A 25423-nucleotide genomic window follows, 5' to 3' on the forward strand; every position below is an offset into this window, starting at 1 on the left:
CTGTCCAGGAAACGGCCCGTCAAGGGGACCAGGCACTCCGCCCTAATGGAGAACCGGCCCGCACTGCGAGGGCGTCGGCCGCCGGTCGATCACTGCGGCTCGGCGTCGAGCAACTCGAACAGGGACTGTGTGCGGACGATGGAGTGGTCGTCTGGGAAGGTGTGGAAGGTCTGGACGGAGAGGCCGTTGGGGCGGGCGTCGATCCGGATGAAGCTGACCGGGGAGGGGGCCAGCCGATTCCGGGGGGAGAAGCGGTGAAACAGGCCCTTGCCGGCGTCGAGCGAAAGCTCGTCGCACAGGTGGCGGAAGACCTCGCCGTCGAGCCGTTCGGCGTCGAAGCAGGTTTGATACTCGACCGTGACTCCCTGGCGGAGTGTGGCCGAGCGTTCGACGCGCACCGGCTCGCGCAGCAAGAGGCCACGATCGGGCAGCGGAGTCTCAGGCCCGCAAAGGACTTCCGTCAAGCGGCTTGAGCCGGCGGACCAGACGATCGCGTGACCACCCTCGATGAGCCGCAAGTCTGCATCCCAGGCCGAATGGCTCACCCGGCGATGACGGCGCACGGTGAACCAGTCCGGGTGGATCGGACGGGCGAAGACCTGGAAGGTGATGTCGATAAGCTTCGATCGGCCGTAACTGACGCCCATCCCGACGTCTCCACGTGTTCGGACATCGTCCCTGATCGCAGCCCGTCGCTGGGCACTGCATCCATTATAGTTCCACCGAAAACCGAGACCAACCGCGACAGCGAGCGAATGATTTGTTGCATCTGGGCAACGGTTCGCCTCGGCTTGACCGCTGGGGGCCATCGCCATAGACTCGCCGCGCGATGGGAAACTTCCCCCTTGATCGCCGTTGCAATCGGCCCGAGATGCAGGTCGACCGACCGGCCCGGTCCTCGATTGACCCGGAGGCCCGAGGTGAACCGAACGGAACTCGAACCACCACCGCTGCTGCCGTTGAGAGCCGTCGATGCCTGGAAGCGTCGGGGGGCTCGGTACGTCTGGCACAAGGCCCTGCGCCGGGGACTTCGGCGCTGGCCGTCGTGCAAGAGACGGATACTCTACCGTAATCCTCGTTTGTATTGGACCCTTCGTGGCGGCGATGATTATTTCCGGGAACAAGAGGGGCAGCCGGCTCGTTCCGAACGCGCCGAATGGCTGGCCGACCGGATCGAGAGCTATCGGCCAACCTCGGTTCTCGAAATCGGCTGCGGCTACGGGAAGCAGTTGCGGGCAATCCGACAACGCTTGCCGGAAGTGCCCCTGCTCGGGATCGACTTCAGCCCGACGCAACTGGACTACGCAAAGGGGTTTCTCGACGGCATCGACAGGGTTTCCTTCATGCTCGGCGACGGCCAGCGGGTCCCCTTGCCGGACAATTCGGTTGATTTGGTGATGACCTCGGCGGTGATCTTGCACAATGCGCCGGAGATTGCCGACCAGATTCGTCGCGAGGCGATCCGGGTCGCCCGGCGATGGGTCGTTCATAACGAAGATACGGACGTGACCTACAACCGCTTCGGTTACGATTCGGCCGCCTGGTATCGGGCGTCGGGGATTCGGCTGGCCGAGGTCTGCTCGATTCCGGTCGGATCGCGCGACGAGGTGGCCCGGTCGCAATTCTGCGTGGCGGAGTTGGGCCAATCGTGATCGGGCGTGGTGAATTGACTTCCTTGACATGACAAGCGGTGGCCCCTCGTGACCGCGATTCACGCAGATGCAACGTCGCCGACCGTCGCTACCCCGGTTGTCACCACTTCCCCGGTGGTGGCGAGTGAGGACCGGCTCGCGGTGCGCGATAGCCTGATCGTGACGATCGGCGGTCAACTGGAGCGGGCGGTCGGTACCTTGACGGCGCTGGTCATGAAGTGGGGGCTCGACCCGGCGCAGCATGGGGTTTACTCCGGACTTCGGCTGACGCTCGACCATGCCAACCGGGCAAGCCTGGGGATCGGCCGGGGAGCGGTGCAGGAAATTCCGATTCTGCGCGCCGCCGGCAACGACGCCGAAGCAACGCGCGTGGCCGACGTGGCCTTCGCGGCCTGCTCGATTGGCGCCTTGCTTTACGCAATAGGCTTGCTCGCCTTCGCCTGGTGGTGCTGGCCGAGCGGCGGCAGTGCCGATCCGATCGACCTGGCCTGGAGCGGCGGCCTGGTGGCGGTGGCGGCACTGGTCTTGATAAAACGTTATCAGGACTTCTTGATCGCCTTGCATCGGGCGCATCGGCGGTTCCGTCTGACGACCGAGTTGGCGATTCTTGATGCAGCCGTGTTTGCCGCCTTGGTGGCCGCGGGGCTTTGGCTGGCGGGATTGTGGGGCTTGCTGGCGGCAGTCGGCCTGCTCTGCCTGTTCAACGTGGCCTATCTGCATGCAAGACATCCGATGCGCCTCGGGTGGGCCTGGGACGGCGCGATCGTCTGGCGGCTCCTGCGCACGGGGCTGCCGATCCTGGCGAACTCGGCGGCGTTCGCGGGCTTGTTGAGTTTGGATCGCGTCTTGATTCTCTCGATCGCCCCGAACGGAGCCGAGGCGGCGGGCTACTACGCGATCGCCCTGATGGGGACCGGCTGGACGATGGATCTGGCGGGTCGGATCGCGTCGGTGATGTACACGTACTTTCAGACGACGATCGGCCGGACGCGCGACGCGGTGGCCGTGGCGAAACAGGCCAGCCGAGTGGTTGAGGCAATGGCGCCTCCACTGGCGGCAGGCAGCGCGGTGGCGTATCTGGTCGCCCCGACGTTCCTGGGCTTGCTCATTCCTCGATATGCTCCCGGACTGGAGGCGCTCCGGCCATTGCTGCCGGGAACGCTCTTGCTCGGGTTGGCGTTGCCAAGTCGAGAGGCGATGATCGCGGTCGATCGACCGTATCGCCTGGCCCTCGTCACGCTGCCGGGCCTGGCGCTGGCAGCACTGGTGGGGGCGGTGGGAGCGTCGGAGACGGGCATCGTCGGCGTGGCGTGGGGGATGACGATCGGCTACGCCGTGGTCTATTTGCTGACCTCACTGGCGAGTCTCGGTAGCGGATTAGGATTGCGGGGGTGGGCAACCCATCAATCGCGAGTAATTCGATCAGTCTCCTGGTATGCGGTCGGGGCCCTGGTCGCGGCCCATGTGCCGATTGACGGGCCGGCGTGGCAAGTGTTTGCCCTCCGGGTGTTGATCCTCACCGCCTGGGGACTGCCGGCGTTGGCCTTGTGGGGACGAACTCACGGATGGGGGGGGCTCGCCGACCGATTCCGAAGGAGACGCGTGGGCTGATCCTTCGTCATCTCGAGAGACCACACGGAGCGCACGGATGCTCGACCTGGGATTTGTGAGCCTTTTGATCATCTGGTCGGCGGTGGTGGGGCTGGCTCTACTGCGCTGGTTCGGCCCCTTGCCGGAAGACGGAAGGGAAGCGGTTGGCCTGGCCGTCCCGCTGGGCCTGGGCGTGCTGGCAATGGCTGCGCTGGGGCTGGGCCAAGTGGGATGGCTTGGGCAACCGGGCTTGATTGGGCTGTTGCTTGTGGGCCTGGCAGTGGGACTTCGGCCGTGGGTCTGGAACGCCTTGCGATTGGGGCTGCGTCGTCCAAGGTTTCTGCGAACCGAGACTGGGCGGATCGATCCGATCGGAGCGGTCTTTGACCTGACCCTGGGGGTGATTCTGCTCGGATCGCTGCTGACGGCCATGATCCCACCGACTGATGGCGATGCTTTATGCTATCATCTTCAAGTGCCAAAGCTCTTCCTCTGGAGCGGGTCGGTCTTCTATGAGCCCGACCTGCACGAGACAGTCTATCCGCTGGTGACGGAGATGCTCTACGCGGTCGCGCTGTCCTTTCGGGGACCGGTGGCGTGCCGTTTGATTCAGTGGGCGCTTGGGGTGTTTTTCGCCTGGAACGTGGCGAGTCTCGCCAGGCCGTTGCTGGGGGATCGGGCTCGGTGGGCGGCGACGATCGCGCTGGGAGTTCCGGCGGTCTCGAACGGCATGGGAGCCCCGCTGAACGATGTCGCCCTGGCAACGATGGCAACGGCGGCCCTCGTAGCCTGGGCTCGTTGGCTCGACCGGCCGTCGGCTTCCGCGGCGGCGCTGACCGGCGTGCTGCTTGGGCTGGCGATGGGAGTGAAGTACCCGGCGTTGGTGTGGGGAGGAGTGATCGGGCTCGGGATGGTGCTGGCAATCCGGCCCGGCCGGGTGCCCTGGAACCGGGCGATCAAGCACGCGGCGGTCTTCGGAGGAGTTGCGCTGGTCATCGGTGGATCGTGGTATCTGAGAGCGTACCTCCACACGGGAAACCCGGTGCATCCCTTCTTCCGAGAGACGTTCGGCTCGGGGTTCGACGTGGTGCTCTCGGACGACAAGCGGCCGATGGAGCCGACGGCGTGGAACCTGATCACGGCAATTGTGCCGATGACGCTCGATCCGAACCGTTTTGATAGCTTTGCGCATCAGTTTGGCCCCGCGTTCCTGCTGTTCCTGCCCGCCGTCTTGATCTGGAAGCCGCCGACCCGCCTGGCGACCCTGATGGCGGTGGCGTATGCCTTTTTGCTCATTTGCCTCTCGCAGCGGCAGAGCATGCGGTTCGTCTTGCCAAGCGTTGGGCCGATGGCCGTGGCGGTCGCCTGGTTGGTGGCGGATTGGAGCAAGCGACGAGGGATCGCACCGAAGCTCTTGATAGCAAGCGTGGCATTGATGCTCGCGTTCGAGGCGACCATTGCCCTGTCTCGTCCAAGGCACGGCCTGGCCGTGGCATTGGGGATCGAATCGGCCGAGCAGTTCCTTACCCGCCGCGAGCCAACGTATCGGGTTGGGCAATGGATCGACGCTCGGTTACCGGACTCGGCGCGGATTGTCGGGCAGGACCACCGGGGGTTTTATCTGCCTCGACCGTATGCGATGGAGAAGGCGCACCGCAGGCGAACGAGCCTCGGGACTCGGGGAGAATCACCGGAGCAGATCCTCGCGCACTTTTCCGAGCAGGGGTTTACACACGTCCTGTTTTGTCCGCCCGAGCCGCTGGATGCGATCGAATTTGACCCGGATCTTCAGACGTTGCTGGGTCCTTGGGTCGAAGATCAGGTGCCGCTTTATGCCGAGTCGATCACCGACCCCGACGGCGTGACCCGGCATTACGCCCTCTATCGCTTACCTGATCCGGCCCCCTTGGCACGCAACGAGACACCGGGAGCGGCCCGCCAATGACGCAATCACGTCCAACCCTGGCCGAGCTGCGCCGTCGCGAGTTGTACGGGCCGGACGCTCGGATCGGCAACCTTCTGGCTCGTTGGTTCGCGCGGCCGACGGCGATTTACGGAACCTGGCTGGCGGTGCGGCTGGGACTCTCGGCGCATCAACTCACGGTGGCGTCGCTGGTGGCGGCCCTGGCGGGGGCAGCAAGCCTGGCCTCGGGAAGTCAACTCGGGTTCGTCGCCGGGGCATTGCTGAGTTTGCTCGCGTTCTGGCTCGATCGGGTGGATGGTCAGGTGGCTCGCTGGCGAGGGACGGTGGGAATCAACGGGGTTTATCTCGATTACCTCATGCACCATGCGGCCTCGATGGCGCAGGGGTTCGCCCTGGGCTTCGGGCTGGCCGCCCGGACAGGATCGCTGGGCTGGGCGGCGGCGGGGGCCTTCGTGTCGGCGGGCTGGATGTTCCTGAGCCTCCAGAACGATTGTCGATACAAAGCGTTCTTTCAACCGTTGAAACGATCGCCGGGTGCCTTCCGGGTGGAAGGAGGAGCCGGAGGCCGGCCCTCCCCTGCTCCTCCGTGGCCGAGACGAGGGATCGGGATGCTCACCTGGCCGTCGTACAAGGTGTGCGAACCGCATGTCGTGCTGATGGCCTTGCAGGGTATGGCAGTGCTTGCCGTCGTCGAGCCAAGCGTCTGGGAGTGGGTTTGGAAAGGGTATGTCGGCGGGATGGCCGTGCTGGCCCCAGCCCTGGCGACGGCTCGCATTGCGCGAGCGGTGTGGAAGGGAGCCGTTGAGGAGGAGTTCGCCCGCTGGTTTCGTCCGGAGCCCGTTGAACCGGTTCAGGAGGCCTCGATCGGAGGACCTCACCTGACGAGTGTCTGCCGCTCGGCTACGATGGACGGCTGAGTGAACGTTGAGGATGGTCGATCAACGCCGCCCCTCTCCGCCGGAGCCGAACCGATGAGCAACACTCCTCTGCTGGCCCCCGATGCCCACCTGCCCCGGATGCCCGAGCGGAAGGACTGGGGGATCGGCGTCGTGGGGGCGGGGTTTATCGTGAGGGATTGCCACCTGGTCGCGTATGCCGATGCCGGGTTCCCGGTCGTTGGGATCACCTCACGAACCCGATCGACGGCCGAAGAGGTCGCGCGGTCGCGGGGGGTTCCCCGGGTCTTCGATTCGGTTGAGGACTTGCTCGACGGAGCGGAGGTCGGCATTGTCGACCTGGCCGTGCCGCCGCAGGATCAACCGGAAATGATCCGCCGCGTGGTGGCGCATCCGAAGAAACCCCGTGGCATCCTGGCGCAAAAGCCGCTGGCGATGACGATCGAGGAAGCAAGGGAACTGGTGTCCCTCTGCGAATCGGCGGGAATCGTGCTGCAAGTCAATCAGAACATGCGGTACGATCACTCGGTTCGAGCCTTAAAGGCGTTGATTGACGGCGGAGCGCTGGGCGATCCGGTGCTGGCGACAATCGACATGAGGGCCATTCCCCACTGGATGCCCTGGGCCGAGGGGTTGCGGTCGCTCTCGACGTTTATCATGAGCATCCACCACCTGGATACGATGCGGTACTGGCTGGGTCATCCGAGCCGGGTGCTGGCCAGTACGAGGCCCGATCCGAGAACGAAGTTTCCACACACGGACGGCATCAACCTCTACATCCTCGAATACGACAACGGCGCTCGAGGGTGCGGCTGGGACGACGTCTGGACCGGCCCGGCGCGGGAAGGCGGCGGGGCCGAGATCGGAATTCGATGGCGATTCGAGGGGACGCGAGGCACGGCGATCGGTACGATCGGATGGCCGGGATGGCCGGACCGGATGCCAAGCACGATCGACTATTCGACGGTGGACGACGGCCAGTGGCATCGGCCCAGATGGCCCGAAGCCTGGTTCCCCGACGCCTTCGCCGGGCCGATGGCGGGCCTGATGATCGCCCTGGAAACCGGAACCGAGCCCGACATCTCGGGTCGGGAGAACCTGGGGACGGTCGCGCTCTGCGAGGCAGTGCTGACTGCTGCGGCCGAGCACCGGGCCATCGCTCCGGCAGTCTGACACGCTCCTGTTGGCTTCAAACCATTCTGAGTCACTCAAGCGATGAGCGCAACGCGATCGGTGTACATCGGGACGGACAGTGGCGCGACGACCTCGAAGGTTGGTGCGGTCTGGGAGGATGGGTCGCTCGTCTCGACCAAGCTCTTGCAGCAGCCGACCGACTCGCACGTGGGTCCCGAGGCGGTGGTCCGAGGCTGGGTCGAGGCGATCGGGCGGTTTCTGGAGCAACACGGACTCGTCTGGGACCAGGTCCAGGGGGTCGGTCTGGCGATTCCGGGGCCGTTCCGGAGCGACGGCGTGCTCGATCGCTCGGCCAACCTGGACGAGAGTTTTGTCGGGTTTGACATTCGATCGGCTTACATGGCAGCTTTGTTCGCCCGGACCGGGCGGCCGATTCCGGTGGTCGTGGGGAACGACGGCGACCTGGGGGGTGTTGGCGAAGCCCAGCGGGTCCGAGGTTCGGGAACCGGCAGTGTGGTGATGCTCGCCGCCGGATCGGGCCTGGGGGCAGCCTATGTCGATGGGCGAGGCTTGCCGCTCAATGGTGATTCGCTGGCGGGCATGGAGGCCGGGCACATGCCGGCGCCGTTGCAGATGCTCGGGGTGCCGGCCTATCCGTGTGGCTGCGGACGAGATTGGGGATGCGTGGAGGTGTATACCACGCTCTCCGGCTTGCCTCACCTGCTCGGGGCGAAGCTCCCTGAGTATCCTGATCATGAGCTGGCGAAGTCGGATCGCCCCATGAAGGAGCGCGTGTTCGCGCTGCGAGAGTTGGCCCAGCAGGGAGACGAGCTGGCCCTGTCGCTCTTTGATTTCCAGGCCAGGGCGATGGGCTTCCACGTGGCGAACCTGACGATCGCGCTCGATCCGTCGTTCTTTGTCATCGGCGGGGGATTGATGGACCCGGAGGCGACCACTACCGAATTCCGGGAGCGGTATCTCGGGATTGTCCGGAAAACGGCGGAACCGTACCTGTTCCCCAGGCAGCGCGAGCGAATGAAGATTGTGCCGGCGACGCTCGGCGATCTGTCGCAGTCGATCGGCGCGGCCCTGGTGGCGTTGTATCAAGGCCGAGCGTGACTCACTCTCCGGTCCAATTCACGCGCCAGAAGCAGGGGAAACATTGGCCCTTGCTGATCGGACAACGCAAATGATCCGGGAGAGCCGTTCGGGCGACCTTGCCGCATGGAGGGGTGTCGGCTTACCATGCAGTATTGACCCACCGCAAGACGCACTCCCCGCTCGGGACGTCCGAACCAGAGAGGGTTCGGAACGGCCCGATCCCCTGGCACGGCATGGAGCCCGATGCAGCAGTACAATCCCGCCAACCCCTTGATCGTGCAGGGCGACCGGACAGTCCTGCTTGAGGTGGACAACCCGCTCTATCCGGAGGCCCGCGACGCGCTGGCCCCCTTCGCCGAGCTGGAACGAAGCCCCGAGCACATCCACACCTACCGGCTCACCCCGCTTTCGCTCTGGAACGCGGCGGCCGCGGGGATGACGGCCGATGAGATGGTCGAGGTCCTGGCCCGCTACACCAAGTTCCCGCTCCCCCCAAGCCTCGGGGCCGACCTGGCCGAGCTGGTCGATCGCTACGGCCGGGTCCGCCTGGAGCGGGTCGACGGCGAGCTGCGTCTGATTTCGTCCGATCGGCCGTTACTGGAGGAGCTGGCCCGCCGCAAAGGCTTGCGAGACCTCCTCTTTCATCGGCTCGACGAGACGACATTCGCCGTCGATGACGAACACCGAGGATTGCTCAAGCAGCAGCTTATCGCCGCCGGGTATCCGGCCGAGGACCTAGCGGGATACTCCCCCGGCACTCCGCTAGAAGTCGAGATGCGCGAGGGGACGGCGGCCTCGGGTCGGCCGTTCCAGGTCCGGGATTACCAGCGGCAGTCGGTCGACGCCTTCTACGCCGGGGGAGACGCCCGGGGGGGCTCCGGGGTCATCGTCCTGCCTTGCGGGGCGGGGAAGACGGTCGTCGGCATCGCGGCAATGGCTCGGTTGAAGACGCAAACCCTTGTCCTGACAACCAGCACGACAGCCGTTGAGCAATGGCGGCGCGAAATCCTCGACAAGACCGATCTGACCGAGGATCAGGTGGCCACCTACACGGGAGACTCGAAAGGGATCGCCCCTGTCACGCTCGCTACCTATCAGATCGTCACCTACCGCCCGAGCAAGACCGGGCCGTTTCCGCACTTCAAACTCTTTGCCGAACGAGATTGGGGGCTGATCGTCTACGACGAGGTCCACCTCTTGCCCGCACCGGTCTTCCGCGTGACGGCCGACATTCAGGCCCGCCGACGCCTGGGTCTGACGGCCACGCTCGTCCGCGAGGACGGCCGCGAGGACGACGTCTTCAGCCTCATCGGCCCGAAGAAGTTCGATGTCCCTTGGCGGATTCTGGAGCAGAAAGGCTGGATCGCCGAGGCCCGCTGCACCGAAATTCGGGCCGGATTGCCCGACCCGAACCGGATGGAATACGCCATCGCCGAGTGGCGAGACAAGTTCCGCCTGGCGAGTGAAAATCCGCTCAAGGATGAACTCGTCGCCGAACTCCTCACCCGGCACGACGGCCCCGAGGATCGGGTGCTCATCATCGGCCAGTACATCAAGCAGCTCCGGCAGCTTTCCGAGCGGTTCGACATTCCCGTGATCACCGGGCAAACGTCGAACGGAGTCCGAGAAGACCTGTACGGCAAGTTCCGCCGGGGGGAGCTTCGGCGCTTGATTCTCTCGAAGGTCGGCAACTTCGCCATCGATCTGCCCGACGCGAACGTGATGATCCAGATCTCCGGCACCTTCGGCAGCCGACAGGAAGAAGCCCAGCGGCTCGGCCGCATCCTCCGGCCCAAAGGGAGCGAGGAGCCGGCGCACTTCTACTCGATCGTCTCACGAGACACGAGGGAAATGGAGTTCGCCCATCACCGGCAACTGTTCCTGACCGAACAGGGATACGCCTATGAGATCGTCGATGCCAGTGAGTTGCTCGACGGCCTTGATCTGAGTGCCTGCTCGGCCTCGGCCGGAAGGCAAGACGACGAGCCGGAGCGCAACCAGGACGAGGCGGAGGAATCGCTTCCGACCGACCGCTCTCAGCGTGCCGGAGCGAGAAACGAGTGAGTGACTGATGCCCCCCCCACCGACCGCCCGAACGCCAATCAAGCTGCATCGCAACGTGGCCCTGATCCGGACCGAAGATCCGCTTGTCGTCGAGGAATTGATGGCCCGCAAGCCCCTAGCCCGCTTGATCGCCGGGCGGCTCTCAGACACGGTCCTTCTGGTCCGATCGGAAGACGAGACAACCCTGCTTGAGGAACTGAGGCGCATGGGCCACGCCCCTCGCGTTGTGCGCTGAGATGATTGACCCGACGCTTGACGACGACTTCGACGCCGACGAACGCGGGGATTCGTCTCCGCCCTGTTCCTATCGTGCCGCGCTGGCCGAGGCCACCCCGTTCCGGCTCCGGTTGATCTTGCGGGAACTCGGCCACGAGCCGGGCCGGAGGACCTCGGGCCTGGCCGACGAACTGGCCGATCGGCTGGACGAGCCGGGAGTCGTCGCCGGCCTCCTGGCCGACCTCTCGCCAGTCGAGCGGCAAGGACTCGGACTCTTTGCGCTGAGCGAAACCGCCGCCTGGCCGGCGGTGGCCTTCGGCGAGACCTTGCGCGGGCTCGGGCTCGACCAGCAGCAGGCCATCGAGCGGCCAATGGCCCTGGGCCTGATTGTGCCAATGCCCCCGGCGGCCGATCCCGAAGATCGGCTCTGGCCGCTCGACCCCGAGCGCGTGGGCGGCATGCGTCTGGTCGCTCATCCCGCGGTGCTCGAAACGGCCCGGATGGACGAGCCGGAGGGAGAAGGACCGCCGGTCCTCGACGAACCGGCGCGGCTCGTCCGGGAATCGGATGGCCTGGAGGCGGTCCTCCGCCTGGCGGCCCTCTGGCAGCTTGCCGATACCAGCCCCCTGAAGCGCACTCGGCAAGGGGGGCTCTACAAGCGCGATCGTCAGCGGCTCGACGAAGACCCTGCACTGGCCGGGCCGATTGCCGACGTGTTGCACCCGCCCGAGGATCACGTCTCGCTCTGGTTGAGCCTCGGTCGGTCGATCGGCCTGCTCATCGACGAACCGGAAAGCGATCGGATTGTCGCGGCTCCGGCGTCGATCTGGGCGGAGCACGGGGTCCATCTGCCGCAGATGATCGCCGCGCGGTGGCTCGGCGGAGTGGACCTGACCGACGGAGGGGACGATCCGGGATCGAACCTCGCCCTACGTCCGGTCGCCTTGCTCTGGCTGGCCAGCCTGGAGGAAGGGGCATGGGCCCGACTTGACGAGCTGGCCGCCTGGCTCTCGGGTCGGATGCGACCCCCGAACCCTCCGGAACCGAGCGGCAAGGCCGAGCGCCGTCGAGGCCGATCGGCCGACGAGACTCCCTCGGGCGATCCGATGACCGAGGTCCTGCGATCGACCTTGCTCGGCCCGGCGTATTTGCTTGGCCTGGTCCGGGTCGGCGAAGCGGGACCGAGTCGCACACCAGCCGTGCAACTGACCGATCGCGGACGCTATGTGCTGGGTCTCGGGCCGCCGCCGCCGCCACCGCCTCGGATCGAGCAATTCCTGTTTGTGCAGCCGAACTTTGAGATCGTCGCCTATCGCCAGGGGCTCAATCCGGCCCTGATCGGCCGTCTCAGCCGGTTCGCCAGGTGGTCGCAACTGGGTTCGGCCCTGACGCTTCGGCTCAACTCCGACGCGATCGACCGCGGCCTGGCCTCGGGGCTCTCGGTTGATCAGATCCGAGACTGGCTGACCCGGCACGGCGTCCGCCCGTTGCCCGATGGAGTGGCCGGGGCGATTGCCTCGTGGGCCGGTCGGCGCGATCGGCTGACCTACTACGCCTCAGCCACCTTGATCGAGTTCTCCAGCGCCGAGGACCTTGAAGTGGCCCTGGCCGATTGGGCCGAGGGAACCGCTCCGCCGCCGGTTCGGGTCGCCGATCGCGTCTTGCTCGTCGAGGATGAGGGGGCAATCCCGTTCCGCCGTTTTCAACTGGCCGGAGCAAGAGATTATCGCAAGCCGCCCGAATCGTGCGTGGAAGTCGGCTCGGACGGCATCTCACTCTCTGCCGACCCTGCGAGGGGAGATCTGTTCATCGAGGCCGAACTGTCACGCTTTGCCGACCCGATGCCGGGGGACGGATCGGAAACAACGCTCCGGCGCCGCTACATCGTTTCGCCGGAGTCCTTGAAGCGAGCGTCGCACGAGGGGCTGACGCTCACTGGCCTGTCTCAGTGGTATTCGCACCGAACCGGCGCGCCGATGCCGCCGGTCATCCGATGGCTGGCGAGCATCGTCGGATTCGAAGGGGCCCAACCGGCCGAGGTGGTCCGAGCTGGACGCCCCCTGATTGTTCGGACAGAGCGATCGGAGGTTCTCGACGGCTTGCTCCAGCATCCCGAGACCCGCCCCCTGTTCGGTGATCGCCTGGGGCCGACCGCGGCCATCGTCCGATCGGGCGACCCCGATCGGCTTCAGCAAGTCCTGGCAAAGCTGGGTGTCTCGCTGGCTGTGGAGTGAGTCACGGGCGGCGCGGAGGGCGGCGACCGCAAGAGCTCAACTCACGCGATGGCCAGGCCCTGGCTCATCGAGAGCGTTCTTCGGCCGCTTCACGGAGCTTGCGGCGAGCCGTGGCGAGGATCGGACCGACGGAATTTTCGGGAATGCCGAGTTGCTTGCCGATCTGACGGTAATTGAGGGAGGAGAGGTGATAAAGGCGCACCACCTCGGCCTCTCGCCCCGAAAGCTGGCGGAGCATGACCTCAACTTCCTCGGCCGAGGCGATCGGCTCGGCCAGGTCTTCCTCATCCTCAGCCATGACCACGGCGCGATGGGCGCGGGCATGACCGAGCGAAGCTTCTCGCTGACGCTTGACCAGTTCCTTGACGCAGATCCGACGGGTAATGACCGTCAAGTACGTGGGCAGGGAACTTTGCCCCTTGAAGCGCCGAAGAACGGCGTAATCGTCATCAATGAGCCGCAGCATGATCTCGGCGCAGATGTCCTCGACGTCGGCGGCCGAAAGGGTCACGCTTCGAGCGTAGGCGACATGATTGATGACATGATAAATCAGACCCATGTAACGATCGACGAACTCGATCCAGGAACCGGGTTCGTGCTTCAGACAGCGATCGAGAAGCTGGCGGTCGAAGTCGCGGAGGGGCACGTCCAGACCTCCCAGGAGAGACGATCGATCGTCGAAGGTCCGCGGACCGTCCCGGTTGCGAGCCAAGCCCCAAGAAAAAGGGAATGCCGAGCGGGGGGTCTTTGGAATCGAAAGACACGATGCGGACGAAACCAATCGTCCGAAGTCCCTGGTGCGAACCCGGGGTTCTCCGGTCGCGTTCGAGACGTCGAGCGATCACGACGCGCATCGGTCCACAAAAGAAGTCTTACACCAGGAATGCTCTCGGGCAAGGGCCGCCGTCCGGGTTGATCGGGAGGAACCGGAGGAGCAACCCCGGTCGGCGGAAGCCGCATTCCTGCGTTTCGTCGGAATTGGTAGACTCAGGGCGACAATGGGGATCCGAATTGACGGATCGTTCCGAAGATCGTGGAACCAGGGCAAACCCACGCATGGACACCTCCTCGGATCAGCCGGTCATCCTGATCGCCGACGACAATCCGCAGAACGTTGAGCTGCTGGAAGCCTATCTTGCCGGCCTCGATTGCGAGATCCTGACGGCTTCGGACGGCGAAGAGACGCTGAAGGTCGTCGCCGAGCACAAGCCGGACCTCGTCCTGCTCGATGTGATGATGCCTCGCGTCTCGGGCTTCGAGGTCTGCCGGACCATCCGATCCGACCCGGAGACAAGCAACACCCTCATCCTCATTGTCACCGCCCTGAACGAGGCGTCCGACTTTGAGCGCGGTGTGCAGGCCGGGACCGACGACTTCCTGACCAAGCCGGTCAACAAGGTCGAGCTGCTCTGCCGGGTCAAGAGCCTCCTGCGGGTGCGCCACCTGAAAAACCAGCTCGACCGAACCCTGGCCTACCTGGCCGATGTCGAGACCAGCAGCCGAGATCAGGACTGAAGGCCTGGATCTTCGGGGGTGGCGACGATTTGATTCCAACAAACCTCCCCGGTGAACGCGACGCAGCGAAGCCATTGGGGCGGTAGGATGAACAGGACAGGTCACTAACGTCTCCGACCGAGGCCGCCCCCTCCTCTCGGTGCTCCTCGATGATGGATCTGCCTCCGCTGCTTCGTAATCCGCGTTACACGCTCCTCGACGTGTTCCGAGGGGTCGCCTGCCTGATGGTCGTGGTCCATCACGCGGGTTTTGTCCTCTTACCAGGCGAGGCACCGCAGTCGGGGGCCTTTGCCGGGCTGGGACGGACGATGAACGACGTCCTCAGGCATTTCGACCTGGGCGTGCCGTTATTCTTCGTCATCAGCGGCTATTGCATCGCGGCAAGTGTCGACGCGATGAGACGGCGAGGAACCTCGCCGGCGCGATTCGTGGGGCGTCGGCTCTGGCGGATCTATCCGCCGTACTGGGTGGCGGTCGCCTGGTTCGTGCTGGTGGCCATCACGTTTCAGCGGCTGGGCCTGGAGCGATTGCTCTGCTGCCATTCTCCTTACGGCCTGGAAATGAACCTGCCGCAGGGCATGAACCGGCTCCAGTGGCTTGGGAACCTGACACTGACCGAGACGTGGCGACCATTGGTCACGGGTGGACCGGCCTTGATCTTCACGAGGGTCGCCTGGTCGCTCTGCTACGAGGAGCAGTTCTACTTCATCTGCTTCCTGATGCTGATGCTCGCGTCGAAGCGGTTGTACGCGGCGATGGGGTGGACGACCGTCGTGATCGTCTTGATCCGGGTCGTGGCGGCCGACGTGGGGATGATTCACCGGCTCAGTGGAACCTTCTTCGACCTCTGGCATCAGTTCGCCATCGGCCTGGCGGTCTACTGGCGGCTCAACGTGCCGTCGGAACCCTGGAAGCGAAGGGCCGTCGAGCTGGCCCTGGTGGGAACGGCGTTGATCGGCTTTCAGGAACGGATGGTCAATACACCGGTCGCCTATTCGACCGGAGTGACGGCCGTCTTCGGTCTGGTCCTGATCGCCCTGCGCGACCACGACGATCGCATCTGCCAGTGGCGCTGGATCGTGCCACTCAAGGAAATCGGTCGGCGCAGTTACAGTGTCTACCTGTACCACCTGCCGATCACGACGGTTGGCACCTTCGGCCTGTATGAGTTGGGGATCACCGGCTTCTGGCAGCGGGTCTTTCTGACGATTCCGATCGTCTCGATCACAGCGGTGATGGTCAGCCTCGGGTTCTTCTGGCTGGTCGAGCGGCACTTCCTCAACCCGCCGATCGTGGGCCCGAGCAAGGCGAGCCCTGAAGGTCGGATTCCCCTGGCCGGCGAGACGGCTTCTCCTGCTCCCGCGACGGACTCGGAGGAAGCCAGGGCGGGGTGATCTGCGTTGCGGATTGGGGTTTGCTCGATCGCCTCGGGACCGTACAACGGGCGATCGGTCGTCCCGGCTCGAAGGGATCGGGACGCGCTGCACCCTGGCCCCGCTCGCGCTCAAGGAGGATCGCAGATGCAACCGAGCCCAGAATCCCCGAGGGCCCGGATCATCCGGAGACACTGGCCCTGGATCGTACTGGCCCTGGCGCTCGTCCCGGCGATCGGCTACCTGGCCATCTTCCCGAGCGGCGTCGATCGGGAATTTCCCGAGGTCGTCCGGCCGACCTTCAGCGCCTATCCTCCGGCGGCGTATCGCGTGGCCGAACCGGGAGATACGCTCGACCGGATCGCCATGTACCTTGCGTCGGGCGCCGTCGCGCTCTCGATCTTTGGGGTGACCCGTCGGCGCGCCGTCGGGCCGGGCGGCTCACTCTGGATCGCAGCGCTGGGCGTCTCGCTCGTGAGCTTCTGGTCGGTGACGAATCCGTGGCCGACGTTCGACGGCTGGCATGGCCTGGGCTGGCGGGTCGTGTTCGACTCTGACGCTCCGGACGCTCTGCGAGGGGCGATCGCCGTGGCCGGCCTGGCGCTGCTCGGGATGATCGCCGTCGGAATCAGAGGCGTTGATCGGGCCTGGCCGTTGCTGATGCTGCGGGCGAAGCGATCGGGAATTTTGCCGATGCTCGTTGTGGCCGGAGTGCTGGCCAGTCTGCGAGCCCTGGAGTGGCCCGCCACCGAGCCGAGAGGGTTCTGGACCCGTTGGGCGGCCATCGGCGCGGCCTGGCTCTGGCTGGCAGCCTTGATCCGCATGAGACCGTCGGTGCCGACTCCTCGAATTGCTCGGGTCGGGACGCGAGTTGCGGTCGTGGGAGGGACGGTCGGCCTGATCGTCGTCGGGCTGACGGTCTTCTGGTATCACCGGCCCCTGGAACGCTTCCGGGCGATCGATCCGGGGAAGATCTACATCAGCGCAATGCCGCACGGCGAAGGGCTGGAAGTGCTCCATCGGCGGCACGGATTCAAGACCATCATTAACCTGTTCCAGGAAGACCTGCCCGGGTTACGCAGCCCGCACCTCGACGCCGAAATCGCCTTCGCCCAGGCCCACGACATCCACTTCATCCGAAGCCCGGTCGAAGCCAGCAAGGCCGAGGCCTTCATGGACGAAACGCTCCGCCTGGCGAACGATCCCGAAGCCTGGCCCATCTTGCTGCACTGCCATGCCTGCATGGACCGCACCCCGGCCTGGTGGGGGATTTACCAGTTCGTGGTGAAAGAGCGGCCGTTGATCGAGTCGCTGCAGGCGATCGAGCAGCATCGCGGTTCACGGCCGAAAGGCTCGGTCACCTTGCTCTACAACCGCGTGCTGGCTCGGCTGGCTCCCGATCGCCACCGGGCCGATCCCACCGCGGCCTTGCTTCAGCGCTACGCCCGGGGAACCCCCGATCCCTTCGAGATTCAGCTCGAACGGGAACGCCAACTCGCTCAGGACGATCAGGAGTCGGCTCCCAAAACCCGCTGAGCCGCCTTACGTCAAAAGGCCATGAAGCCCTCCACGGGGGGAGCCGTTCAGGCTCCCCCCCTGCTCTCGTGCAGACGCCTCAGATCTCCTGATCGCCCCCGAAGGAGGTGCGTCCCTTGACGTGCCCAAGGCGGCCGGTGGTGCTGTCGAGCGAGCGTTCCAGCTTTTTGAGCGCGCCGGTGACGGCATCGTCAACATTGGTCGACTGATCGGTCACCGCAATCGGCTGCAGGCCGGCGAGGCGGGCTTCGATGGTGCATTTGATGTCGATTCCCGACTTGGTCGAGCCGTTAACGTCGCTGACGTGGACCTCGACGCGGGTAATCTGCTCGCCGAACCGACTGAGCGAATCTTCGACCTCGGTGCGGATGCGGTCGGCCAGATCGGCGGACCCATGGACGTGATTGTTCGTGTTCAGCTGGACATGCATGACCATCTCCTCTTGAGTCGGGCGGTTCTCGGGAGCCCGACAACCCGGGGAAGGTGAAGCGAACATGGGCGGCTCACGGTCCCCCCTCGAAGTCGAGGCGAGGCGGTCGAAGCCCACCAACGAAGAAAAACAGAGCTCAGCGATCGGCGTGCCGCAAGGAAGTGGACAGCAGAATCGCCATTTCTTGCCGCTGAATCCGCCCCAGGACAGCGGATGAAGGGGATTCCGAACGGGCCGCCGTACAGGAGTCAACGAAGGCAAAGGGGTCCCAACCGTCGCGGAGCAATCGAGCGGTCAGGGCGTCGTCGCCATGATCGCGAAGGAGCGGTCGGGCAGCCTCCGCCAGGATCACAAAGTCGGGATGGCGGCCGACGCGACGGAACCAGTACGAGGCATTACCGGGGTCGGGCTCGCGACGGTGCGCGATCCCATGCCAGTAAAGCGACGTGGTACGCTCGCCCCGATCGTCGGCTTCCTGGGCCGCATTGTGACTTGCCTCCCAGGCATCGAGGATCTGCAATAGCCCGCTGGCGAGGGCCAGCAGGCTCGGGCGGTCGGCGTCCGGGAACAGGGCCACAAGGTTCTGTTCCGAGACGGCCTCCGCCAGCTTCGGGCGGCGAGGACGCTCGTGAACCAGGGGGGGGCCATCATCGTCTCCAGGACCAAGTCCGGCCGAGGCGATGGCCACCACCAGGTCAGCCGCGCGCAGCCCCAGGGCCCGACGGACGGACTCGGCATTCTCTCCAGCTTCGAGCCGATCAACGGCCTCGGCAACCGCGACCTCAGAGCCGAGCAAAACCAGGCCGTCTCCCCGGTCTTCGACGCGATCCAGAATCCCTGGCATGGCGGCAACCTCCTCCTCTCCTCTTTCTGGATCTTCGCGGGGAGGAGGGCCGCTGTCAATTGATTCAGCCTCCCGAGTCGGCCTCAGGAGCCTCAAGGAGCTTCAGCGCCGCAAGGTCGGGCACGGCGTCGAAGGGAGCGATCGTCGCCGAGGGGAGGGAATTATCATGCACCAATGCGCCCAGTTCCCCAACGAAGAAGCTCCGCGAATCGGCCACGCTGAGGTTGAACACCGGCTGAACCTGGCCGTCGTCGATGGCCTCGACGGCAGCGGTCCGGCCGAGCGCCCGGACCACGTCGCCGACGTCCAGATCCCTGGCCATCACCCAGCCCCGGCCTGCGACCCAGAAGCGGTGAAACTCGCTGGCGACGATCGTCTCGCCGTCGATGCGAACCTCAAACGTTTTGCTCGGTGGGTTGTGGTGCGTGGCGATGATCGGGCGATAGGAAAGGGCTCCGGTGGTCGTGTCCTGGCTGAGGACGAGGTCGCCCAAGATAAGGTCCTCGATGGGGACGGTCCCCCGATCGGTCCAAACCGGCGTCCCAGCCGCGAAGCACGACGTCGTGAGCTGCCCGAACATGACCCGTTGATCGATGATCGGGCGGCGAGCGGTATCCCGCCCCCGATGGGCCTGGAAGCCGATCTGGTTGAGAAACCAGTCCTGCCAGCCCTGGCGATCAAGGCCGGATTCGAGCCCAGTCCCTTGCTGGAGGACCGGCAGAACTTGCTGGTTCGTCTTCACGATCGCGGCGTTTGTCTCCTCGATGAAGCGGAGATCCGCCTCAAGGCGCTGCTGAGCATTGAGCGTTTCTTGCTGTAAGAAGAGGTAATTCCGCAGAGCGTTGTCTTGGATCGGCCTCAGGTGTCCCCCCACCGCCCAGCTTCCCAGAGGATCGGAGGCCAGCGGAATGGCACCTCGAAGGAAGAGCCCGGCAGTCGGGGTCAGCTGAGACGCTCCGTTCCGACGAGTCGCCTCCTCCTTCAGAATTGAGACCGCGTTCTGCGGATCCGAGGCCAGTCGGCCAGCGAGGTTCGAAACCTCGGCGCTGGGTTGCCCAAAGGCGATTTGCGGAACCATCCCGTAGGCCGTTCCGTCAGGACCAATCGCCGCCACCTCACCAGGCATCGGTGGCCGAAACGCAGTCGTGGCACGGACTTCGTAGAAGCGACGGGTATCGAACTTCTCCCCCTCGATGTAGAGCACGCCCGGCGAACCGGGGCCGCCAACCGGGCGGACCTCGTATCGAAACAGATCGCGGAGCGAACCCACGAGTGGACCGGCCCATTCGCGGGGGTCGCGGCGGCGAAGCGTCTCGGTGGCCACACGACGGACTTCGGCATCGTCGCTGAGGACAGCGAGCTGCGCGAGGGCCCGAGAGGCGTCTCGGGCATCGATCTGTCCGAGAACCTGCACCGCGGCCGGCTGATCAGCACGCGGGCCGGCGACGAGCACCGACCAGACCGCCGGGACGAGCAGCGGGTGATCGACCGAACCGAGCCCGGTGATCGCCTCACCGCGGCGGGCGGGGTCGGCGAGCATCGCGGCCCATTGCTCCAGGCGGGGACGCCACTCGGCCTCGACGGCAGCCCGGGCGGCGGCCTCGGCTTCCTCGACGGCGATCTGGTCCTGGGTCAGCCAGCGGCCATCCTTCTGCGTATATCCGAGGCGCTTCCAGGCGGCCTCTCGTTTCGGATTGAGCCGGGTGACGGCGGTGAAGTGGGCCGTGGCCTCGTCGAGCAGCCCCTTCTGCTCGCACCAGAGGGCCAGCTTCCAGTGAGCGTCGGCGGTCGGATCGAGCCGGGAGCGGCGGCCTTCGTACTCCTCGCGGAGGGCGGCCCGGTCGGGATCGGGAGTGTAGCGACGGGGCACGTCTCCCGGCCGGACCCACGACTCGCCAAACCGTACGCGACCCATCAGAGCCCGAGCCGCGGCGTGGTCGGGGTCGATCAACACGGCCAGGGCGAGGTGATGCTGCGCCTCCGAGAGTCGGCCCTGGGCCTCGCACCAGAGCGAAAGTTGGAGCTGTGCGTCGGCATCGCGTCCGGCGGCCGCGGCCGCAGCCTGGTAGGCGGCCTTGGCGGGGTCAAGTGGGGGCGCGTCGGAAACGCCAGTTCCAAAGCTCAGGCCGAGCGAGACGATCCAGACCGGGCCAATCATCGACGGGCAGCACATGGCGGGCCTCCTCCGGCTGGGCTGTGAGATCGACCAATCCGGGCCGATGCCGGGTCGTGGGAACACCTTTCCCGTATTCCATTCGGACGATCGCCGACCGGGAGATGTTCACTTGCAAGGACGCAGATCTCTCATCCTGTCATTCTTCTCCCTGGCTCACCCCCAATCAGAGCGTGCATGCAACCCCAGGTCAAGTGAATTCCGGAGGTTGAAAATTCATTCATCAATGATCTGGTCGGTTCCCGAATCACGACCGTTCCAAACGCGGACGGGTTCTTGGTGGCAATCGGAGGTACACTTTCGGTGGAAGAGGTATCGACGGCTTCGGAACCCGAGGGGAGGACGCGGTGATGGATGAACAACCGCCGCCATCTCGACGGATGACACTGCTCGAACAGCGAGAAATCGAGGGAAAGATCGTCGCTCCGCTGATTCAAGCCGTCCGAGAGGAACTGGGAGACGAACGGACGATGGCCCTGTTGCGTCGAGTGGTCGAGGGGCTGGCGCACGATTCGGGAGCGGAACTGGCCCGGTCGGGCGTCGCCGAGGGCCTGATCGGCTTCGCCCGAACGCTCGATCGCTGGACCGAGGGAGGAGCCCTGGAAATCGAGCTGCTGGAGCAGTCGGCCGAGCGGCTCGACTTTAATGTGACCCGCTGCCGATACGCCGAGATGTACCATCGGCTGGGTCTCGGTACGCTCGGGGCCAGTCTATCCTGTTGCCGAGATGCGGCCCTCGCCTCCGGGTTCGATCCCGAGATCAAGCTGTCCCGATCTCAAACGATCCTGGAGGGGGCACCGTTCTGCGACTTTCGCTTTCGAAGGGCCTCCTCGAACGGTCCGAATCAGATCGAATCGCCCACGACGCCAGATTCTTGCAATTCCGAAGGCGGCGTGGAACCATAGGCTCAATCACCGGGCGATTCGATCGGCGGCCTGAACCACCATTCAAGTCACCCCCTCACCACCTCTCTCTCGAATCGTCACGACTGACGACCAATACCTAAACGTTTGCATACGACGACGGCGGTCTCGACGACCAGAGATTCAGCATCACGCAAGCATTAATCTCTCGTTTCCATACGATGAATCCGACTGGCCCAATTTCTGCGAGCCTAAACCGACCGGAGCCCCGAAACCGACCGGGGACCCCTTGATGCGATCACCCGTCGCGTGATCGACCAGAGGAGGAGGAGAAACGGCCGTGTCAACCGAAATTCGGGTCGGAGACGTCTACTTCAACCTTGGTGACGACGACGGAAACCCCAGCAGCGGCGAGATTGCGACCGAACGCCGGGTCCTGGAAACCGCCGAGGACCATCCCCATACCGAAACGCTCCCTGTGCTGGCCGATCCGGCGGCCGATCATCTCGACCCGGACTTGATGCAGCGCCGGGCCGATGTGGACGAGAAGCATCAGCGCGTCGTCGAGTTCCTGGAGCGCCACGGCTACGATGCCGCCGTTCTGGGGCGGGCCGAGTCGGTGTCGTGGTTCACGGCCGGGGGAGAGCTTCGGCGGCATCTGGCCTCGTCGGAACGGGCCTCGGCGCTCGTGTTCGTCACGCGTCAGTCACGCGCGATCTTGACCGACAATGTACAAAGTCCCCGGATCTTCGAGGAGGAAGTGGCCGGCCTGGGCTTTCACCTCAAGGAGCGGCCCTGGCACGAGCCAGTCGAGGCAAACGTTGCGGCCCTGAGCCGGAGCAAGAAGGTCGTCACCGATACGCATGGCCTGAATCTCGCGGTCGATCAGGATGGGCTCGGCGCGCTTCGCCTGACCCTGACGAAGCTGGAACGGCAGCGCCTCCGAGAGCTGGGGCGAACCATGACGCTCTGTGTCGAGGCAACATGCCGGAACTTCCACCCTCGCGAAACCGAGGCCGACCTGGCCGGCCACCTCGCCCATCGGATGCTCCGCGAAGGGGTCACGCCGGTGGATCTCTGTGTGGCCGGAGACGACCGGGCACGTCGCTACCGTCAGCCAACCTTCAAGTCGGTCCCGATCGAGCGGATGGCGACCATTACGGCGATCGGCCGAAGGCACGGCCTGTGCGCGGCCGTCACCCGGATCGTCTCGTTCGGCCCGGTTCCGAAGGCAGTTCAAGAGGCCCTGGCGGTCGCCGCGATGGTCGATGCCACGGCAATCTACTTCTCCCGCCCTGGCCAGACGGTCGCCGACGTCTTCCGCCGGGTCCGACGCATCTACGAAAAGTTTGGGCATCCGCACGAGTGGACACTGGCCACGCAAGGAGCGATCATTGGCTATCGCCCGGTCGAGCGTCCCCTGTTGCCCGAAACGTCGTTCCCGTTCACGTCGCATTTGCCGGTACGATGGACGCCCAGCGTCGGCCCCGCCCGGTCGGAAGATACGATCGTCGTGGACGAACGCGGCTTCGAGGTCGTGACCGAAGCCCAACGTTGGCCAAAACTTGAGGTCATGGTCAAGGGCTTCCCCTTGCCTCGTCCCGGCATCCTGGAACGGTGAGCTGAGCCCAGAGCAATCGCGCTAAGGCAAGGCGTAATCCCCCGCCCTTCCTTCAGTCCCGATTGAAGATGAACTTCCCGAGATGATCGAGCGTGCCTAGAATGAATGGGAGTTTTCTGGGTGCGAAGGGTTTTTCGATGATCCGATTGTCGTGGAAGATCGGCCAGGTTGCTGGAATTGATCTGTATCTGCATGCCACGTTCCTGCTGATGATGGCCGTTCTGGTCCTCTTCAGTCAGGAAGTGGGAGCAGTGCTGGTCGTCTCAGCCCTGTTCGGATGCGTCGTCCTGCATGAGTTGGGTCATGCGTTGATGGCCCGCCGGTACGGGATTCCGACCGAGGACATCACGCTCTATCCGATCGGTGGGGTCGCCCGCTTGCATCGCATGCCTCGCGCCCCGGGAGCCGAGTTGCTGATCGCCCTGGCCGGTCCGGCCGTCAATGTGGTTCTGGCCTTGATGCTCCTGGCGATGGGGGGGCTGCTCGGCGTCCTCACGCCTGAGCTTGCCGCCGGGTCGATCGGGTCGTTACTCGCGGATCTATTGATGGTCAATGTGATCCTGGCCGGGTTCAACCTGATCCCGATCTTCCCGATGGACGGCGGCCGGGTGCTTCGCGCCCTGTTGAGCAGCCAGATTGGTCGACTGCGAGCCACCGAGATTGCCGCGGCCATCGGCCAGGCTCTGGCCATCTTCGCCGGCATCGCCTGCCTGGTGGCAATGATCCTGACCGGCTCGCCGATCCTGCTCATGCAGCTGGTGCTGGCCGCCTTTATTTACCTCGCCGCTCGATCCGAACTGAGTCAGGTTCGGGCCGAGGAGCAACGCCTGCGCGCCTCCGATGCTCCGGCCGGCTACTCCTGGATCTACCGGGGCAAAGGGGTCTGGCAACTCGCGCCGGTGATCGTGATCGATGATCCCGATCCGATCGGGTTCCGAAATCCCCGCCCCTGGGTCCGCTCGTAAGGTCCGGGCTTGAAGCAAACCTCTCAGGACGCCGAAGCAATCGGAACCGGAAGGCTGGGTCCCGTCATGAGCCCTGAGTCGAACCCTGAACGCCCCATTCCGATTGTCGAACTTGGCGTGGCCGAGGCCTATGACCTGCTCTCCCATCGCTTCGGGGTTCGGGATCTCCCCCCTCTGGAGGCGATCGAGAACGAGGACTGGGGCAGAGACTCCTTGCTCTCCCGGTTCCTCGACCTCTCGCCCGCCGACCTTGCCGCCGCCGGCCTGACCTGGGACGAGGAGCCGTTCGACCGCGCCCCTCTGGACCGGCCGGACTGATCTGCGCATCGACGACGGGGTCCGATTACCCGGCTCCGGGGCGAGCCTCCTCCTGCCACGCGTAATCCGCCTGGCGACGGAACCCATCAACGCGGATGGTGCCGTCGTCGAGGAGTTCAACCACCGCGTAGCCGTTCTGATCCAGCCCAGACCCTTCGACCATCGCCACCAAGGTGCAGTAGGGAATCCCGCCGATCTCCCGCAAGTCGTTCTGGTGGCTGTGCCCCTGGAAGACCGCCCGGACCTTTCCGGAGGCTTCGAGGATTTCCCGAACCTGTTCCGCGTTCCGAACGCCATGCGGGCCGGGATCATCAAGCCGCTGATGGGCGAAGATGATGGTCGGCAACTCGGTGGCGGCGAGGTCGTCGCGGAGCCAGTCCCGCTCAGACTCGGGCACGTTCGCATCCGTCCAGACCGAATTCTTCCGGCCGTACGGTTCGCCATCGCTCCGGAAGCAGGAGTCGAGCCAGACAAAGTGGAACCCACCCGCGTCGAACGAGCCGAACGACCGCTCCTGACCGACCCGGCCGAGGAACTCCTCCTTGGTCAACGTATCGACACAGTGATTACCCAGCACATAAACCCGTCGCTCGGCAATCTTTGAGAAAGACTGATCGATGCGGTCGAGATAGCCCAGCTCAACCTCGACCGATTCGGCGGCGTCGATCAGGTCACCCAGCTCGACGAGGAAATCGAGCTTCGTCTGCTGGAATCGCTCGGCGGCCTCGGCCAGTTTCGACAGGGTTTCGCGGTAGTGCCGCGAGCCGGCCGGAGGCTTGTCGGCGTAGTGCAGGTCGGTGATCAGGCCGAAGCGGAGCACGGAGCGCTCATCACGCGATCGGCCCCGCAAGGCAGAGGCGGCAATGGTCGTCTGTCCGGTCATGCTCGCCGATCCCAGCAGCAAGACCCCTTCGGCGAGAAAGGCCCGACGCCCGATCGGTTCCGGCAATGGGTGATGGCTCATGGGAGAGATG

The 25423-nt window shown here is 65.1% G+C and carries 22 protein-coding genes; 16 read left to right on the forward strand and 6 right to left on the reverse strand.

What is annotated here, in order from left to right; genetic code table 11:
- Positions 1-89: 89 nt before the first annotated feature.
- Positions 90-647 carry a DUF2617 family protein gene (locus GA615_RS21245; RefSeq protein ID WP_152053336.1) on the reverse strand — a complete coding sequence of 186 codons (558 nt, stop codon included), beginning with the start codon at positions 645-647 and terminating at the stop codon, positions 90-92.
- A 273-nt stretch (positions 648-920) separates the two neighbouring features.
- Here GA615_RS21245 and GA615_RS21250 point away from each other — a divergent pair, with 273 nt between their 5' ends.
- From GA615_RS21250 to GA615_RS21290, 9 genes are all read left to right on the forward strand, one after another.
- Positions 921-1652 (forward strand): class I SAM-dependent methyltransferase, encoded by a 732-nt coding sequence (locus GA615_RS21250; RefSeq protein ID WP_235905597.1) that lies wholly within the window; start codon positions 921-923, stop codon positions 1650-1652.
- 48 nt (positions 1653-1700) lie between these two features.
- A complete protein-coding gene (locus GA615_RS21255; RefSeq protein WP_235905598.1) occupies positions 1701-3263 on the forward strand; it encodes a lipopolysaccharide biosynthesis protein in 1563 nt (520 codons plus the stop codon).
- Between the two features lie 37 nt (positions 3264-3300).
- Positions 3301-5187 carry an ArnT family glycosyltransferase gene (locus GA615_RS21260; RefSeq protein ID WP_152053338.1) on the forward strand — a complete coding sequence of 629 codons (1887 nt, stop codon included), beginning with the start codon at positions 3301-3303 and terminating at the stop codon, positions 5185-5187.
- Positions 5184-6083, forward strand: a complete 900-nt coding sequence (locus GA615_RS21265) for a CDP-alcohol phosphatidyltransferase family protein (RefSeq protein ID WP_152053339.1) — start codon at positions 5184-5186, stop codon at positions 6081-6083. Before GA615_RS21260 ends, GA615_RS21265 begins: the two co-directional genes overlap by 4 nt.
- Positions 6084-6137: 54 nt before the next feature.
- Positions 6138-7235 carry a Gfo/Idh/MocA family protein gene (locus tag GA615_RS21270; protein WP_152053340.1) on the forward strand — a complete coding sequence of 366 codons (1098 nt, stop codon included), beginning with the start codon at positions 6138-6140 and terminating at the stop codon, positions 7233-7235.
- 42 nt (positions 7236-7277) lie between these two features.
- Positions 7278-8315 carry an ROK family protein gene (locus tag GA615_RS21275; protein WP_152053341.1) on the forward strand — a complete coding sequence of 346 codons (1038 nt, stop codon included), beginning with the start codon at positions 7278-7280 and terminating at the stop codon, positions 8313-8315.
- 225 nt (positions 8316-8540) lie between these two features.
- A complete protein-coding gene (locus tag GA615_RS21280; protein ID WP_152053342.1) occupies positions 8541-10361 on the forward strand; it encodes a DNA repair helicase XPB in 1821 nt (606 codons plus the stop codon).
- A 7-nt stretch (positions 10362-10368) separates the two neighbouring features.
- Positions 10369-10596, forward strand: coding sequence for a hypothetical protein (locus tag GA615_RS21285; protein WP_152053343.1), 228 nt, complete (start codon positions 10369-10371; stop codon positions 10594-10596).
- Position 10597: 1 nt separating this feature from the next.
- Positions 10598-12811 carry a helicase-associated domain-containing protein gene (locus GA615_RS21290; RefSeq protein ID WP_152053344.1) on the forward strand — a complete coding sequence of 738 codons (2214 nt, stop codon included), beginning with the start codon at positions 10598-10600 and terminating at the stop codon, positions 12809-12811.
- 64 nt (positions 12812-12875) lie between these two features.
- On the opposite strand, the gene GA615_RS21295 is transcribed toward GA615_RS21290, so the two are convergent.
- Positions 12876-13457 carry an RNA polymerase sigma factor gene (locus GA615_RS21295; protein ID WP_152053345.1) on the reverse strand — a complete coding sequence of 194 codons (582 nt, stop codon included), beginning with the start codon at positions 13455-13457 and terminating at the stop codon, positions 12876-12878.
- 410 nt (positions 13458-13867) lie between these two features.
- Between GA615_RS21295 and GA615_RS21300 the strand changes: the two genes are divergently transcribed.
- The 3 genes from GA615_RS21300 (at position 13868) to GA615_RS21310 (ending at position 17235) form a co-directional block, all read left to right on the forward strand.
- Positions 13868-14326, forward strand: coding sequence for a response regulator (locus GA615_RS21300; protein ID WP_152053346.1), 459 nt, complete (start codon positions 13868-13870; stop codon positions 14324-14326).
- A 149-nt stretch (positions 14327-14475) separates the two neighbouring features.
- Complete coding sequence (locus GA615_RS21305) at positions 14476-15720, forward strand: acyltransferase family protein (protein WP_152053347.1); 1245 nt, start codon at positions 14476-14478, stop codon at positions 15718-15720.
- A gap of 126 nt (positions 15721-15846) precedes the next feature.
- Positions 15847-17235 carry a fused DSP-PTPase phosphatase/NAD kinase-like protein gene (locus GA615_RS21310; protein ID WP_152053348.1) on the forward strand — a complete coding sequence of 463 codons (1389 nt, stop codon included), beginning with the start codon at positions 15847-15849 and terminating at the stop codon, positions 17233-17235.
- Positions 17236-17314: 79 nt separating this feature from the next.
- On the opposite strand, the gene GA615_RS21315 is transcribed toward GA615_RS21310, so the two are convergent.
- The 3 genes from GA615_RS21315 to GA615_RS21325 form a co-directional block, all read right to left on the reverse strand.
- Positions 17315-17665 carry an HPF/RaiA family ribosome-associated protein gene (locus tag GA615_RS21315; protein WP_152053349.1) on the reverse strand — a complete coding sequence of 117 codons (351 nt, stop codon included), beginning with the start codon at positions 17663-17665 and terminating at the stop codon, positions 17315-17317.
- Between the two features lie 136 nt (positions 17666-17801).
- Positions 17802-18509 (reverse strand): hypothetical protein, encoded by a 708-nt coding sequence (locus tag GA615_RS21320; protein ID WP_152053350.1) that lies wholly within the window; start codon positions 18507-18509, stop codon positions 17802-17804.
- 64 nt (positions 18510-18573) lie between these two features.
- On the reverse strand, positions 18574-20682 hold the full coding sequence (locus GA615_RS21325; RefSeq protein WP_152053351.1) for a polymorphic toxin-type HINT domain-containing protein: 2109 nt from the start codon (positions 20680-20682) through the stop codon (positions 18574-18576).
- A gap of 350 nt (positions 20683-21032) precedes the next feature.
- Here GA615_RS21325 and GA615_RS21330 point away from each other — a divergent pair, with 350 nt between their 5' ends.
- The 4 genes from GA615_RS21330 to GA615_RS21345 all read left to right on the forward strand — a co-directional run bounded on the left by GA615_RS21330 (position 21033) and on the right by GA615_RS21345 (position 24449).
- Positions 21033-21587 (forward strand): L-2-amino-thiazoline-4-carboxylic acid hydrolase, encoded by a 555-nt coding sequence (locus GA615_RS21330; RefSeq protein ID WP_152053352.1) that lies wholly within the window; start codon positions 21033-21035, stop codon positions 21585-21587.
- Positions 21588-21885: 298 nt separating this feature from the next.
- A complete protein-coding gene (locus tag GA615_RS21335) occupies positions 21886-23166 on the forward strand; it encodes a M24 family metallopeptidase (RefSeq protein ID WP_152053353.1) in 1281 nt (426 codons plus the stop codon).
- 137 nt (positions 23167-23303) lie between these two features.
- On the forward strand, positions 23304-24131 hold the full coding sequence (locus GA615_RS21340) for a site-2 protease family protein (protein WP_235905599.1): 828 nt from the start codon (positions 23304-23306) through the stop codon (positions 24129-24131).
- A gap of 66 nt (positions 24132-24197) precedes the next feature.
- Positions 24198-24449: a hypothetical protein gene (locus tag GA615_RS21345; protein ID WP_152053354.1), complete on the forward strand. Its 252-nt coding sequence runs from the start codon at positions 24198-24200 to the stop codon at positions 24447-24449.
- 25 nt (positions 24450-24474) lie between these two features.
- Here the strand turns inward: GA615_RS21345 and GA615_RS21350 are convergent, their stop codons facing one another.
- Complete coding sequence (locus GA615_RS21350) at positions 24475-25413, reverse strand: metallophosphoesterase family protein (RefSeq protein WP_152053355.1); 939 nt, start codon at positions 25411-25413, stop codon at positions 24475-24477.
- Positions 25414-25423: the final 10 nt, after the last annotated feature.

Source organism: Tautonia marina (assembly GCF_009177065.1).
GTDB classification, from domain to species: Bacteria; Planctomycetota; Planctomycetia; order Isosphaerales; family Isosphaeraceae; genus Tautonia; species Tautonia marina.